The organism is Bradyrhizobium sp. SZCCT0148 (assembly GCF_018129985.1).
Taxonomy (GTDB): domain Bacteria; phylum Pseudomonadota; class Alphaproteobacteria; order Rhizobiales; family Xanthobacteraceae; genus Bradyrhizobium; species Bradyrhizobium japonicum_H.
On record NZ_JAFCKT010000010.1, the window covers coordinates 66,218 to 80,860 of the forward strand.

Annotated in this window: 13 protein-coding genes; all 13 read right to left on the bottom strand. The window is 64.7% G+C overall.

Going from position 1 to position 14,643, the window contains the following annotated elements; translation table 11 throughout:
- Positions 1-83: 83 nt before the first annotated feature.
- Positions 84-1,628 carry a GMC family oxidoreductase gene (locus JQ580_RS25250; RefSeq protein ID WP_212282908.1) on the bottom strand — a complete coding sequence of 515 codons (1,545 nt, stop codon included), beginning with the start codon at positions 1,626-1,628 and terminating at the stop codon, positions 84-86.
- Between the two features lie 4 nt (positions 1,629-1,632).
- A complete protein-coding gene (locus tag JQ580_RS25255) occupies positions 1,633-3,183 on the bottom strand; it encodes an ABC transporter substrate-binding protein (RefSeq protein WP_212282909.1) in 1,551 nt (516 codons plus the stop codon).
- 321 nt (positions 3,184-3,504) lie between these two features.
- Positions 3,505-5,763, bottom strand: coding sequence for a DNA topoisomerase IV subunit A (parC, locus tag JQ580_RS25260; RefSeq protein ID WP_212282910.1), 2,259 nt, complete (start codon positions 5,761-5,763; stop codon positions 3,505-3,507).
- 60 nt (positions 5,764-5,823) lie between these two features.
- Positions 5,824-6,111 (bottom strand): hypothetical protein, encoded by a 288-nt coding sequence (locus JQ580_RS25265; protein WP_212282911.1) that lies wholly within the window; start codon positions 6,109-6,111, stop codon positions 5,824-5,826.
- A 100-nt stretch (positions 6,112-6,211) separates the two neighbouring features.
- Entirely contained in the window at positions 6,212-6,964 is a 753-nt protein-coding gene (gene recO / locus JQ580_RS25270; protein WP_212282912.1) for a DNA repair protein RecO, read from the bottom strand.
- Between the two features lie 140 nt (positions 6,965-7,104).
- Positions 7,105-7,485, bottom strand: coding sequence for a hypothetical protein (locus JQ580_RS25275; protein ID WP_212282913.1), 381 nt, complete (start codon positions 7,483-7,485; stop codon positions 7,105-7,107).
- A gap of 21 nt (positions 7,486-7,506) precedes the next feature.
- Positions 7,507-8,433 (bottom strand): GTPase Era, encoded by a 927-nt coding sequence (gene era / locus JQ580_RS25280; RefSeq protein WP_212282914.1) that lies wholly within the window; start codon positions 8,431-8,433, stop codon positions 7,507-7,509.
- Positions 8,423-9,256, bottom strand: coding sequence for a ribonuclease III (rnc, locus tag JQ580_RS25285; RefSeq protein WP_212282915.1), 834 nt, complete (start codon positions 9,254-9,256; stop codon positions 8,423-8,425). Before rnc ends, era begins: the two co-directional genes overlap by 11 nt.
- Positions 9,253-10,017 (bottom strand): signal peptidase I, encoded by a 765-nt coding sequence (lepB, locus tag JQ580_RS25290; RefSeq protein WP_212282916.1) that lies wholly within the window; start codon positions 10,015-10,017, stop codon positions 9,253-9,255. Before lepB ends, rnc begins: the two co-directional genes overlap by 4 nt.
- Positions 10,018-10,267: 250 nt before the next feature.
- Positions 10,268-10,687, bottom strand: a complete 420-nt coding sequence (gene acpS, locus JQ580_RS25295) for a holo-ACP synthase (protein WP_212282917.1) — start codon at positions 10,685-10,687, stop codon at positions 10,268-10,270.
- Complete coding sequence (locus JQ580_RS25300) at positions 10,684-11,436, bottom strand: pyridoxine 5'-phosphate synthase (protein ID WP_212282918.1); 753 nt, start codon at positions 11,434-11,436, stop codon at positions 10,684-10,686. The genes acpS and JQ580_RS25300 overlap by 4 nt, the downstream gene beginning before the upstream one ends.
- 109 nt (positions 11,437-11,545) lie before the next feature.
- On the bottom strand, positions 11,546-13,831 hold the full coding sequence (locus JQ580_RS25305) for a RelA/SpoT family protein (RefSeq protein ID WP_212282919.1): 2,286 nt from the start codon (positions 13,829-13,831) through the stop codon (positions 11,546-11,548).
- Between the two features lie 205 nt (positions 13,832-14,036).
- A complete protein-coding gene (rpoZ, locus tag JQ580_RS25310) occupies positions 14,037-14,429 on the bottom strand; it encodes a DNA-directed RNA polymerase subunit omega (protein WP_008133017.1) in 393 nt (130 codons plus the stop codon).
- Positions 14,430-14,643 lie beyond the last annotated feature (214 nt).

Consider the following 14,643-nt stretch of genomic DNA (forward strand, 5'->3'; position numbering starts at 1 on the left):
TCGCCGCCTGGCTCGTCATTGCGACGGACCGCGCTCACTTGATGCCCCGGGTCAAGCCGGGCCATAACACAGTCGTCGTTGCGCTATCGCATCATCATCCGCGCGATCGCTTCGCCGATCACCACCGTGGTGAAATGCGTGTTGGCGCGGCAGTCGGACGGCATGATCGAGGCGTCGGCGACGCGCAGGCCGCTTATCCCCTTCACGGTGCCATCCGGATTGACCACGCCGTCGGCATCGTTGAGGCCCGTCATGCGGCAGCTGCCGGCGGCGTGCTGGATGTCGCCGGTCTCACGGCGCAGCACCGCATCGAGTTCGTGATCCGGCAGCGCGGCGGCCTGCGGCAAGGTCAGGTCGGTGTCGGCGAGCCTGATCCAATCGGCGATGCCAGCGAGCGCCGGCTGTGACGTGATCACGGCGAGCCGCCTCACCGCGTCGATCATGCGCAGCATGTCGCGCGGATCGGCCAGCATGTTCTCCTCGACGACGGGATCGATCGTGGGGTCGGCCGAGGCGAGCTTGAGCGTGCCGCGCGAATAGGCGTTGAACAGGCCTGCGCCGATCGCGCCCGGCACGCCGATGCCGCGATGATTGAAGGCAATCAGGATCATGTCGCGCTTGCCGCCGTCGGCAAGGCCCGAGGAATAGGTCACGCAGCAATTGGTGTGCCGGGTGTCCGGATCGGTCGGCCGCAGATTGTCGCGGAGCTGGATCGTGGCGCGAAACAGCGGATGGTCGAAATAGTGGCGGCCGACCGGCAGGTCGCGCACGACGCCAATTCCCATCGCCTTCAATTCCTCCGCCGGACCGATGCCCGAGCGCAGCAGGATCGCCGGGCTGTGGATGGCGCCGGCGCAGAGCACGATCTGGCGCGCACTGATCTCCTGGGTGCCCTGCCCTTCGACATGAACGCGGACGCCGGTTGCTCGGCCGTCGCTGATCAGCACGCGATCGACCAGCGTATGGCCACGGATCTCCAGATTGGCGCGCCCGCGCGCCGGCTCCAGATAACCCTCATTGGTGCTGATGCGGCGCAAATCGCGGCTGTTGATGGGATAGCAGGCAACGCCCTCGCCGTCGGGGCCGTTGAGATCGGCGCACCAGGGATAGCCACTCGCCAGCGCCGCATCGCGCAGGCCGCGATCGATCGGGCCCCATGTCTCCGGCGGCGCGCGATAGACCGGCAGCGGTCCACCGCGGCCATGGCCCTCGGCGTCGCCGAACTCAAAGTCGTCCTCGATGACGGAGAACAACGGCATCACGTCCTTCGCCGACCAGCCGGTGCAACCATTGGCCGCCCATTCGTCGAACGCATCGGCAACGCCGCGAATGGCGATCTGCCCGTTCATCATCGAGCTTCCGCCGAGCCCCTTGCCGCGCCAGTAGAAGCGCGGCTCCTGCCCGGCCACCCGGCGCGACAACAGATCGGGCCACTGCCATTTCTCCTGGTACTCGCGCTTGTGGATGATCGGGATCGGATTGGGCGTCCTGACCTCCCAGGGCGCCTGGTCGGCGCGCCAGTCCAGCCCCGCTTCAAGCAGCAGGACACGTCGTGCAGGATCCTCGGAGAGCCGTGCCGCAACAGCGGCGCCGGCAGAGCCGCCGCCGACAACAATGACATCGTACATCGCGTTACTTCTCAACGTTCCAGAACACCGGGATGGCGGACGGTATCAGACCACGCAGGGTGGCGCGATAGGCCGCCGGCTGCGCAAATTGTCCCCACGGGATCGCAGGGGCCTGGTCGTACATGACGCTCTGGATCTCCCCGGCGATCTTCTTGCGGTCCTCCTCCGCCGGCGCCTTGGCGAAGGCTTCCATCAACGGCGTGATGCGCTGGTCGCACTGCCAGCCGGTGAAGTCGGCACAGTTGAAGGCGACCATGACATTGGTCAAGGGCGAGCCGAGATCGAAACCGCCGGCGTGAACGCCATAGACGCTCCAGCCCTCCTTCTTGGCGCGGCGCGCCAGCACGCTGGCCCAGTCCATCACCTGGAGATCGACGTTGAAGCCGGCGGCCTTCAGCCGCTCCGCCAGCACCTGCGCCGAGACGCGAGGCGCTTCGAGATCGTTGGCCTCCATCACGACGACGGGCTCGCCGGCATATTTGGTCGCCTTCAGCGCAGCCTTCGCCGCCTCGATCGAGGGCTTGGCGGCGGCTTCCGTGCCGGCCTTGCTCTCATAGGTCGTGCCGCAGGTGAAGAAGGTGGCGCAAGGCGTCGCGTATTTGGCATCGAGGCCGAGCGCATCCAGCACTTCGCGCTGGTCGACCAGCTTCCACAGCACGCGGCGGATGGCGGGATCGTCGAACGGTTTTGACGCGGCGTTGAGGCGATAGGCGCCGGCGAACATGTTGCCGCCGGTGAAATTGACCAGCTTGACGCGAGAGTTTTTCTCCAACTGCGGCAACAGGTCGAACGGCGCATATTGCATGAAGTCGATCTCGCCGGCCTGCAGCGCGGAGGCCGCGGTCGCACCGTCGGGAATGACGCGGATCTCCAACGCGTCGACGTTGACGCGCTTGCCGCCAGCGAGGAAGTCGGCCGGCTCGGGACGCGGCACATAGTCGGCGAACTTCTTCAGGATCATGCGATCGCCGGTGCGGTGATCGGCCTTGCTGTAGACGAACGGGCCGGAGCCGACGATCTCGGTGATGCGCTGGTCGCCGGGTGTTTTCGCGATGCGCTCGGGCATCATGAAGGCAACGGGGCTGACGGGATTGCCGAGCGCGTCGATGACGAGGCCGGAGGGCTCCTTCAACGTCAGCACGAAGGTTTTCGCATCGGTCGGCTCGAGCGAGGCCGTGATCGCAAAGATGCGGCGGCCAAGCGCGCTGCGGGTGCCCCAGCGGCGCAACGACGCCACGCAATCGGCCGCGGTAACCGGCTGACCGTCATGCCATTTCAGGCCGTCACGTAGCGTGAACGTATAGGTCAATCCATCCGCGGAGACCTTCCAGTCCTGCACCATCTGCGGCTTGATCTCGCCCTTGGAATCCTTCGCAAACAGCGTGTCGAACACCATGTAGCCAAACGTGCGCGAAATGTAGGCCGTGGAGAAATGCGGATCGAGCGTGACGATCTCCGCCTCCAGTACCGCAACGAGATTGCCCGCGGCATGCGCAGGTGCCGCAGCGATCGCGAACCCGAGCAACGCCGGAATGAAAGCCTTCAATTTGAACATTGGTGTGGTTTTGCCTTTTGACTGAAACGTTCGCAGTCGCCAGGAAAAAGCAATGTTCGTGCCCACGCGGCCAAAGCACGTATGCGCTCACGGCTGTCTGCCACGCGTTTACGCGCCAAGAGGTGCGAATTGGGAGCGAGCCTGCTACCTCTCGTCATTGCGAGCCTAGCAAAGCAATCCAGAGTCCCTCCGGAACAGCTTGGATTGCTTTGCTAGGCTCGCAATGACGCGGTGGAAGGAGGGACGCACGACAAGCTCACCTGTGTCCCGGCTTGCGCAGCCGCGATGCACGCTGCCGCACGTCCGGGACAAGAGACCGTCCTACCCGATCACCTTGCCGAACTTGTTCGACTTCGGGAAACCCTTCGGCGGCAGGCGGCCGGCGTCAGCGCGGTTGCCCTTCCACTCTGCTAGTTCCTTCATGGTCGCGGAGAACTCGCGGCCGGCGGAATCCTTCCAGGTCAGGCCGGCCTTCGCCTCGAACACGGCAATGTCGGAGAGACCGCCATCCTTGTATTTCTGCAAGCGAACGCCGCGGCCCCGCGCCATCTCCGGCACCTGGTCGAGCGGGAAAATCAGCATCTTGCGATTCTCGCCGATGACCGCGACGGTATCACCAAGCACTTCGGTGACCACGCACGCCTCGTTCGGCATGTCGACGTTGAGGACCTGCTTGCCCTTCTTGGTGGTGCCGACGCAATCGTCCTCGTTGACCACAAAACCCTGGCCCTCGTGGCTCGCGACCAGGAATTTGCGTCCACCCTTGTTGACGAACAGCGCGACGGGCGCCGTCTCCTGTTCGAGATCGATGAACAGGCGGATCGGCTCGCCGTGACCGCGGCCGCCCGGCAACTTGGCGACATCGAGCGAGTAGAACTTGCCGTTGGTGGCGAACAGCAGCAGCTTCGAGGTCGTCTCGGCGAAGAAGGCGAAGCCGAGCTTGTCGTCCTGCTTGAAGGCCAGCCCCGAGAGATCCTCGACATGGCCCTTCATGGTCCGGATCCAGCCCTTGTCGGAGACCACGACCGTCACCGGCTCGCGTTCGACGAAGGCCTCCTCGATCGCGGCGAGATCGTGCTCGGGCGCGTCGGCAAAAGTGGTGCGGCGCTTGCCGAGTGGCGTCTTCGGGCCGAACATGTCGCGGACCTTGCCGACCTGCTCGCCGACCTTCTTCCATTGCTCGGGCTCGGAGGCCAGCAGCAACTCGAGGCCCTTCAGCTCCTTGCGCAGATCCTTGTCCTCGGTGCGGATCTCCATTTCCTCGAGCTTGCGCAAAGAGCGCAGCCGCATGTTGAGGATGGCTTCGGCCTGCACCTCGGAGAGCTTGAATGCCTTGATCAAGGCCGGCTTCGGCTCGTCCTCGTTGCGGATGATCCGGATCACCTCGTCGATGTTGAGATAGGCGATCAACAGGCCGCCCAGAATTTCGACTCGGCGCTCGATCTCGGCCTTACGATGATTGGTGCGGCGGATCAGGACGTCGCGCAGATGGTCGAGCCATTCGCGCAGGCACTCGGTCAGACCCACGACCTTGGGGACGCGGCCCTTGATCAGGACGTTGAGGTTCAGCGGAATCTTGTTTTCGAGCTCTGTGAGCCGGAACAGCGACTCCATCATCAAGGCGGCGTCGACGTTCTTCGACTTCGGCTCGATCACGATGCGGACGTCTTCGGCCGACTCGTCCCTGATGTCGCCGACCAGCGGCAATTTCTTCTGGTCGAGCAGTTCGGCGACCTTCTCGATCAGCCGCGACTTCTGCACCAAGAAGGGAATCTCGGTGACGACGACGACCCAGGCGCCACGCGCGCCCTCCTCCTGCTCCCACCGCGCGCGGACGCGGAACGAGCCGCGGCCGGTGGTGTAGGCCTCGGCAATGGACTGCTTGGAATCGACGCAGATGCCGCCGGTCGGGAAATCGGGGCCCTTGACCCACCTCATCAGCGCCTTGGACTTGGCGTCGGGCTTCTCGATCAGGTGCAGCGCGGCTTCACAGAGCTCGGCCGCGTTGTGCGGCGGGATCGAGGTCGCCATACCGACCGCGATGCCCTGCGCGCCGTTGGCGAGCAGGTTCGGGAAGCCGCCGGGCAGCACGACCGGCTCCCTCGACTGGCCGTCGTAATTGGGACGGAACTCGACGCCGTCCTCGTCGATGCCTTCGAGCAGAAGCCGCGCGACGTCGGTCATGCGCGCTTCGGTGTAGCGGTAGGCAGCCGGATTATCGCCGTCGATATTGCCGAAATTGCCCTGGCCGTCGACCAGCGGATAGCGCGAGGAGAAGTCCTGCGCGAGGCGGACCATGGCGTCGTAGATCGCCTGGTCGCCGTGCGGATGGAACGAGCCCATCACGTCGCCGACGATCTTGGCGGACTTCTTGAAGGCAGTGCCGGGGTCGAGCCTGAGCAGGCGCATGCCGTAGAGGATGCGGCGATGGACCGGTTTCAGGCCGTCGCGCGCGTCGGGCAGCGCGCGGTGCATGATGGTGGAGAGCGCATAGGCGAGATAGCGCTCCTCGAGCGCTTCACGCAGCGGCACCTCGTGAATTTCGGCCGGTTCTTCCGGCGGAACGATTCGTTTTCCCATGTCGCCCGGTTAAACCGTGGAAGCGAATCGGGCAAGGATGGATTGGTTCCCTGTGGGCGCCTACTGCCCGGCCCAGCCGGCTGTCACAGGCGGGACGGGATGGGCCTTTTGGGCCTGTGTGGCGGCCGGAGCGTTGGTCAGGCAGCGCCGGGCGGCCTCGATCTCGGCCTCCGTCGCGCCCTTCGAACGCGCCCATGTCTCTGCGGCCGCAGCGGAATATTTGGCTACATAGTATCGGACGACCGTACAGGATGCCCGACGAAACACGCCGGGTTGCGGCTCGCCGGCGATGGCATCGGGCGCAAACGCGAGCAGCGCCGCAGAGAAGGCGAATCCCCTGATCAACATTTGGGCTATCCCCGTGATGGAACCTGGGGGCAAAGTCCACTGAACCCGATTTCGTTCCAGGGAACTCCATGTCGACGGACAAGGGAGCGTCCCGCTGGGCTCATGGCGCAGGGTTTGCGGCCCGGGCCTGCTGTCGCGTCAGCGCGTTGATGAAGCCGGCCCGCGCGTCGGAGTGGACCTGCCCGCGCGGCTCCAGCACGTGGCGCAGCAGGAACAACCCGGTGAGTCGAAAGCCGTCCTGCAGATCCTCGTCGGTCAGCCAACCCTGCACCTCGCCCTGGCGTAGAAAAGGCGGCAGGCGCAACAGGCGGTCGCGCCAGGGCTCGCCCGCGCCGCGCGACACCGCGCCACCGGATTTCGGCGAGACGTAGATCAGGTCCGTGGTCTCGCCGGTGACCGCACAGTTCTCCAGGGCCAGTCCGAAGCCGAGTTCGGCGAGCATCGCCAGCTCGAAATGGATGACGTGCACGGCGGCGCTGCCGATGTCGTCGAAATCGTCGAGCGAATGCTCGAGCTGCGTGAAGATCTCCTCATGCGGATCGCGCTCCGGCAGGAGGCGCGCAATCGAGGCCAGATGGGTGACGCCGTAGACGCCGTGGGACGATCCCAGCAACGTGGCCGCGCGCAGCTTCAAGCCCTCGATCGCATAGGTGCCGAGATGCTCGTCAAGCCGTGCCCGCCAGACGACGCTGACGCTGTTCCCCGGCTGCAGAAGTGGCCGCATCCGCGAGCCGGCGCCGCCGCGCACGAGGCCGAGATGCCGGCCGTGCCCGCGCGTCAGGAGCTCGACGATGGCGCTGGATTCGCCATGCCGCCGCACCCCCAGCACAATGCCCTCGTCGGTCCATTCCATGGGAGGACTCTTATCGCATTTCGAGCTGTCGTAGGCTGTGCAAAGCGAAGCGTGCCCACTCAATTTTGCGACCGCGGTTAGATGGTGGGCACGGCGCGCAAGGGCGCGCCTTTGTCCACCCTACGGCACCGCGCAAAACGTCACGCGTCGAACCAACCCTGGGCGTCGCCGGTGAACGAGAAATACAATCCCACCGTCGTCAGCGCGCAGGAAACGATCTCGATGGCGCTGTCGAGCTCCATGCCCTTCTCCCCGATGATCTGGCCGAGCGAGATCACCGACAGCACCAGCGCGGCCGCCAGCACCCAGCGCGGCCAGTTCTTGCGCCCGTGCGCGGCGAGCCGCACGAAGTAGACCAACAGCAGGATCATGCCTCCGGCGAGCAAGGTCCCCGTCATGATCATCTGCTCGGTCACCTCGGCAGTGGGCGTGCGGTCCTGAACCGCAACGGACAAGGCGTCCAGCATCAACGATGCATAAAGCAGCGCTTCGAAGCGCCGGACGTTGCTGGGCACGCTCATCGGATACCGATCTGTTCTTGGTTATTCTCTCGGAAAGTCCAGGCCCATCTCGCGGTAGCGATCGGGATCGTCGCCCCAGTTCTCGCGCACCTTGACGAACAGGAACAGGTGGACCGGCACGTCCAGGATCTGCATCAGTTCCTTGCGCGAGTCCGCGCCGATCGACTTGATGGTGGCGCCGCCCTTGCCGAGCACGATCTTGCGCTGGCTTTCGCGCTCGACAAAGATCGTCTGCTCGATCCGCACCGACTTGTCCTTGCGCTCCTCCCACTTCTCGGTCTCGACCGTGGACTGGTAGGGCAATTCCTGGTGCAGCTTCTGATAGATTTTTTCGCGCGTGATCTCGGCCGCAAGCTGCCGCATCGGCGCGTCCGACATCTGGTCCTCAGGATAGAGGAACGGCCCCGCCGGCACCATCTCGGACAGCGTCCTGCGGAGGTCGTCGACACCGTCGCCCGAGATCGCCGCGATCATGAAGGTCCGCGCGAACTTCATGCGCTCGTTCGCGGCCTGCGCCAGCGCCAGCAGCTTCTCGCGCTGGACCAGATCGACCTTGTTGATGACGAGGATTTTCTCGTGGTTGACGCTGGCCGCCTTGGTGAGGATCGCCTCGGCCTCCTCGTCGATTCCGGTCTTGGCGTCGAGCAGCACGCAGACGAGATCGGCGTCATGCGCCCCGCTCCAGGCGGTCGAGACCATGGCGCGGTCGAGCCTTCGCTTCGGCAGGAAGATGCCGGGCGTGTCGACCAGAATGATCTGTGCGTTGTTCTCGATGACAATACCGCGGATCAGCGCGCGCGTGGTCTGCACCTTGCGCGAGACGATCGTGACCTTGGCCCCGACCAGCGCATTGACCAGCGTGGACTTGCCGACATTCGGCGCGCCGATCAGCGCAACGAAACCGCAGCGCGTCGCAGTGGGCGTCTCGCCGCTCGCTTCAGCCGTCATTGCTGCCGCCAACACCTTCTCGTTCGATCATCACTGAAGCTGCCACCTTCTCTGCCGCGCGCTTGCTGCCGCCGATGCCTTCGGCCGGGGCGAGTCCCGGCAGGTCCACTGCGACGCGGAATTGCGGATCGTGATGCGGGCCGGTGCGCTCGACCTCGCGGTAAACCGGCGTCGGCAGTCCCTTGCCCTGCGCCCATTCCTGCAGCACGGTCTTGGGATCGCGCAGGGGACGGCGCGGCTTGTGCATGCGCTCGGTCCAGTTGCGTTTGACGAAATCGGACGCCGCTGCGTAGCCGCCATCGAGGAAGACGGCGCCGATCACAGCCTCGCAGATGTCGCCGAGGATGGATTTGCGCAGGCGCGCGTCGGCGCTGGAGCCGACCGAGCCGAGCTTGATGTCGTCGAGCAGTCCGAGCGACTTGGCGACGTCGGCGCAGCTTTCCTTGCGCACGAGTTCGGCAAGACGCTTGGAGAGCTCGCCCTCATCGGCGTTCGGAAACGCATGATAGAGCATGTCGGAGACGACGAGCCCGAGCACGTGGTCGCCGAGGAATTCCAGGCGCTGATAGCTGTCGCCGCGCTTGCGTCCGGACTTCAGCGCCGAGACATGCGTGATCGCTTGCATCAGCATGTTGGGGTCGGCGAAGCTGTGGCCGATGCGCGCTTCGAGCGCCGCGTTGGCATCGGTGCCCTTCGCCTTGCTCCGCGTCCGCTTCTTCTTCGCGGGCGCCTTGCCTGCAGCAGCCTTGGTCGCAGCCTCGCCGTCGAGGCCCGCTTGTGCCTCGATCGGTTCAGCCGCGATGTCCTTGGCTTCGTCTTTCATCGGACGATTTTGAAGAAGCGATTCCAGCGCACCGACCACGGCCAGCGCCAGAACATCCAGGCATGCTCGCCTTCACCGATGGAGAAGAAGATCATCTGTGCACGGCCGATCAGATTCTCCTGCGGCACATAGCCGACCTGGCCGAGGAAGCGGCTGTCGGTGGAGTTGTCGCGGTTGTCGCCCATCATGAAGAAATGGCCCGATGGCACGGTGTAGACGTTGGTGTTGTCGACGTAACCGTTGTCGGCACAGTCGAGCGTCTCGTAGGACACGCCGTTCGGCAGCGTTTCCTTCCAGCGCTTCACCCGGGAAATGCCGCCACCTTCGGAGCCGCAGGGCTCCTCGCCGACATATTCGCTCATCCGCTGCCGCTCGACCGGCGTGTCGTTGATGTAAAGCAGCCCGTCGCGCATCTGGATGCGGTCGCCGGGCAGGCCGATCACGCGCTTGATGTAATCGGTGGAATCGTCCTTCGGCAGCCGAAACACGACGATGTCGCCGCGGGCGGGGTCCGAGCCCCAGATCCGCCCGGAAAACAGCGGCGGCGAGAACGGAATCGAATAGTGGCTGTAGCCGTAGGAATATTTCGAGACGAACAGATAGTCGCCGACCAGCAGCGTTGCCTTCATCGAACCGGACGGGATGTTGAAGGGCTGGAACAAAAAGGTGCGGATCACCAGCGCGATCAGGAGAGCGTGGATCACGACCCGGATCGTCTCGCCGATGCCGCTCTCAGTTTTCGTTCCCGAAGTCGCGCTCATTGCTCTCTCAATTCCGGCCGGCGATCACAGAGCGCCCTCCTCCCGCGAACGGCCCATCGGTTCGCGGCGCAAGGAGATTGTCCTGATTCTGATAGTGAGGGCCAATTCCGGCGTAAAGCCGAATTGGCCCAGGCTGATTTGCGTCCGCGGACTTTTAGACGGTTGTCGGAGGCCACGCAATCAAGGATCGCATCAAAACTGCATAAGGCACTGATTTATAACACAAATCATAAAACCGAAGGGAGCCCTGTCAGAGTTTCGGCAGCGGGACGGCGGAAATGATGACGAAGGCCTGCGCCAGCGGCCAGTCGTCGGTGATCGACAGGTCGATCTGCGCCTCGAAGCCCTCCGGGGTCAGGGCCTGCAGCCGCGCCAGCGCCCCGCCGGTCAGCTGCATGGTCGGCCGCCCGCCCGGCAGGTTGACCACTCCCATGTCGCGCCACCAGACGCCGCGCCGGATCCCGGTGCCGAGCGCCTTCGAGCAGGCCTCCTTGGCGGCGAAGCGCTTGGCGTAGGTCGCGACTACCATCTTCTCGTTCTTGGCCCGCCGCTCCGCCTTGGCCCGCTCGGCCGCGGTGAAAATGCGGTCGAGGAAACGCTCGCCATGGCGCTCGATGACCTTCGCCACGCGGGTGATGTCGATCAGGTCGGAGCCGATGCCGATGATCATGCCCGGCTCCGGCCTCGGTCCATCGCCGCGCGCATGCGGCGCACCGTCTCGGCGAGACCGACGAACAGCGCTTCGCCGATCATGTAATAGCCGATGTTGAGCTCCATGATGTCGGGCAGCGCCGCGATCGTCTCCGCCGTCCCATAGTCGAGCCCGTGGCCGGCATGGACCTCAAGCCCGGCGGCCTTGGCCAGTTTCACGCCCGCCACGATCCGCTGCCATTCGGCCTCGGCCTTTTCGGTGTGACCGTCGACCACGGCGTCGCACCAGGCGCCGGTGTGGATCTCGATCACCGGCGCGCGTAGCCGCGCCGCCATTTCGATCTGGGCGGGATCGGCAGCGATGAACAGCGAGACCCGGATGCCGGCATCGCTCAACCGCGCGATGTAGGGCGCCAGCGCATTGTGCTGGCCGACCACATCCAAGCCGCCCTCGGTGGTCACCTCCTGGCGGCGCTCGGGGACAAGGCACACCGCGTGCGGCTTGGTGGCGAGCGAGATGCGCATCATGTCGTCGGTCGCCGCCATCTCGAAATTGAGCGGCTTGGAGATCTCGGCCTTCAGCCGCGCCATGTCCTCATCGCGGATATGGCGGCGATCCTCGCGCAGATGCGCGGTAATGCCGTCGGCGCCGGCTTCGATCGCGAGCAGCGCCGCACGCACCGGATCGGGATGGCGGCCGCCGCGCGCGTTACGCACGGTTGCAACGTGATCGATATTGACGCCGAGGCGAAGCTTCGAAGCGGGCATTTCAGGACTCATGAAGTGACATGTCTCAAATCGTCATGCGCGGGCTCAACCCGCGCATCCATCTTCTTTGAAGAGATGGGTTGCCGGGTCAAGCCGGCAACGACAGAACTCATCCATTAACACGTTCGACTTTGGCGACGACCGCCTTGGCGCGCAGCTGGGCCAGGATCGCGCTGAGATGCTTGAGATCGTAGACTTCGAGATCGATCGTCGTTTCCGTGAAATCCGGCGAGCGGCGCTGCATGCTGATGTTGTCGATGTTGCCGTCGTGCTCGGCGATCACCGTCGCGATCTGCGCCAGCGCGCCGGGCTCATTGACGTTCTCGACCCGGATGCGGGCGGGGAAGCGCTGTGGCGCGGAGTCCTCGATGTCCCAGCGGACGTCGAGCCAGCGCTCCGGCTCCTCCTCGAAGTCCTTCAGCGCCGGCGCCTGGATCGGATAGATGGTGATGCCCTCGCCCGGCGTGACGATGCCGACGATGCGATCACCCGGCACGGCGCCGCCGTTCGGCGCGAACTTGATCGGCAGGTCGGAATTGATGCCGCGGATCGGAATGGCGACCGGGCTGCGCGGCGGCTCCGACGACTTCTCCTTGAGCTTGGCGGCGAGCCCCTTCTTCACGCCGTAGCGCGCGATGCGCTCCTCCTTGTAGTCGGGGTACATCGCACGCGCGACGTGGGAGGCCTTGATCTCGCCGCGCCCCACCGCCGCCATGACGTCCTCGATCGAGGTCCGTGCCAGCCGCGGCAGCGCGCCCTTCAGCTTGTCGTCGGCGTATTCGATCTTGGCGCGCTCGAACAGGCGCTCGACGATGCGCCGGCCGAGACCGGCATATTGATCACGCACCGCGGTGCGGGTGGCACGGCGGATCGCGGCGCGCGCCTTGCCGGTGACCGCAAGCGTTTCCCAGGCCGAGGGCGGCGCCGATTGCGCTTCCGAGGTCAGCACCTCGACCTCGTCGCCGTTCTGCAGCTCCGAGGACAGCGGCGCGAACTGGCCATTGATCTTGCAGCCGACCGCGCTGTTGCCGACGTCGGTATGCACGGCATAGGCGAAGTCGATCACGTTGGCATGGCGCGGCAGCGCGATCAGCTTGCCCTTCGGAGTGAAGCAGAACACCTGGTCGTGGAACAGCTCCAGCTTGGTGTGCTCGAGGAATTCCTCCGGGTTGGCGCTCTCCGAGAGGATGCCGATGGTGTGGCGCAGCCAGGCGAACGCATTGGATTCGCGCTTGAGAAATTCGGTCGGCGACCCCACGCCCTCCTTGTAGAACACGTGCGCGGCGATGCCGCGCTCGGCGATCTGGTCCATCGCCTCGGTGCGGATCTGCAGCTCGACGCGCTGGTTGCCGGGGCCGATCACCGTGGTGTGGATCGAGCGATAGTCGTTCTGCTTTGGCGTCGAGATGTAGTCCTTGAAGCGTCCCGGCACGACCGGCCAGGTGGTGTGCACGATGCCGAGCGCGCGGTAGCAGGCCTCGATGTCGTTGACGACGAGACGAAAGCCGAAGATGTCGGACAATTGCTCGAAGCCGACCGACTTGCGCTCCATCTTGGTCCAGATCGAGAACGGCTTCTTGCGGCGGCCATAGACTCGCGCCCCCAGGCCCCGGTGGCGCAGATTGTTGGAGAGCTGGTCCTCGATCTCGCCGATCAGGTTGCGGTTGCGTTCGGCGAGCGCGTCGAGGCGCTGCATCACCACCGAATAGGCTTCGGGATCGAGGGTGCGGAAGGACAGATCCTCCAGCTCCTCGCGCATTTCCTGCATGCCCATGCGGCCCGCCAGCGGCGCATAGATGTCGAGCGTCTCCTCGGCAATGCGCCTGCGCGATTCCGTCGGCACGAAGTCGAGCGTGCGCATGTTGTGCAGGCGGTCGGCGAGCTTGACCAGAAGCACACGGACATCGTCGGCAATGGCCAGCAACAATTTGCGCAGGTTCTCGGCCTGCTTGGCCTCCCGCGACACCAGTTCGAGCCGCTTCAGCTTGGTCAGGCCCTCGACCAGCGCACCGATCTCCGGCCCGAAGATCTGGTCGATCTCGGCCCGCGTCGCTTCGGTGTCCTCGATGGTGTCGTGGAGCAGCGCGGCCACGATGGTGGCGTCGTCGAGCTTCAGGTCGGTGAGAATCGCCGCCACTTCGAGCGGGTGCGAGAAATACGGATCGCCCGAGGCGCGGGTCTGCGAGCCATGCGCCTTCATGGCGTAGACGTAGGCGCGGTTCAGCAGGTCTTCGTTGGTGTTGGGATTGTAGGACCTGACGCGCTCGACAAGGTCATATTGACGCATCATCCGCGCGCGGGGCTTGGCCGGGCGCGTGACCGGCGCAGTCGGGGCCACGGCAACCGAATCGGTTGCGGCCTGCATCTGCGTGGATCTGCGGCGCCGATATACCATGCCGTCCTGCCTTCAAACGGGCCTGGGCCTGCCCGTAGCGTACATCTTAGCTCCGATCGCGCCTGTGTCCGATCAATTCAGTGACAGGACGCATCGCCAACCCCGACGTGATGGTAACCACGAAAACGTCAACAAAAGCAAAGGCCCGAACAATGGTTCGGGCCTTTGATAAGATCACAAGACATCGACGATCGCGATGGACGATTTACTCGTCTTCCTCGGGCTGCTCCTCGGGCGGCGCCAAGCCTTCGAGGCCCTTCAGGAGCTCCTCTTCGGTCATGCGCTCGACGGCGACTTCGGTATCGTCCGCATCGACGCTCGCGCCCGCGGAACCGATCAGCGGCACCGTATCCGGCTCGGGCTCGTCGACCTCGACGAACTTCTGAAGCGAGTGCACCAGCTCCTCGCGGAGGTCCTCGGGCGAAATCGTCGTGTCAGCAATTTCGCGCAAAGACACAACAGGGTTCTTGTCGTTATCGCGGTCAACCGTTAGTTGTGAACCTGACGAAATCATGCGGGCACGGTGGGCGGCCAGCAGGACCAGGTCAAACCGGTTGTCGACCTTGTCGATACAATCTTCTACGGTGACGCGAGCCATGAACTGTCGCTCCGTTGTGGGTGGGACGAAATATGTGGATGATTGGGGCTAGTTATAGGGACCGGGCCGGTTTCGCAAGGCCAATTTGTGATTTGGCCTCGCCAAACGGCTCTGCTACCCCCACATTGGGGCTGGGATGGGTGGTGTCCCGGGCTGCCATCGAGGGCGGCGCCGGGTGTATGCAAGTCCGTCATAACTATACCTTGATTGCCCC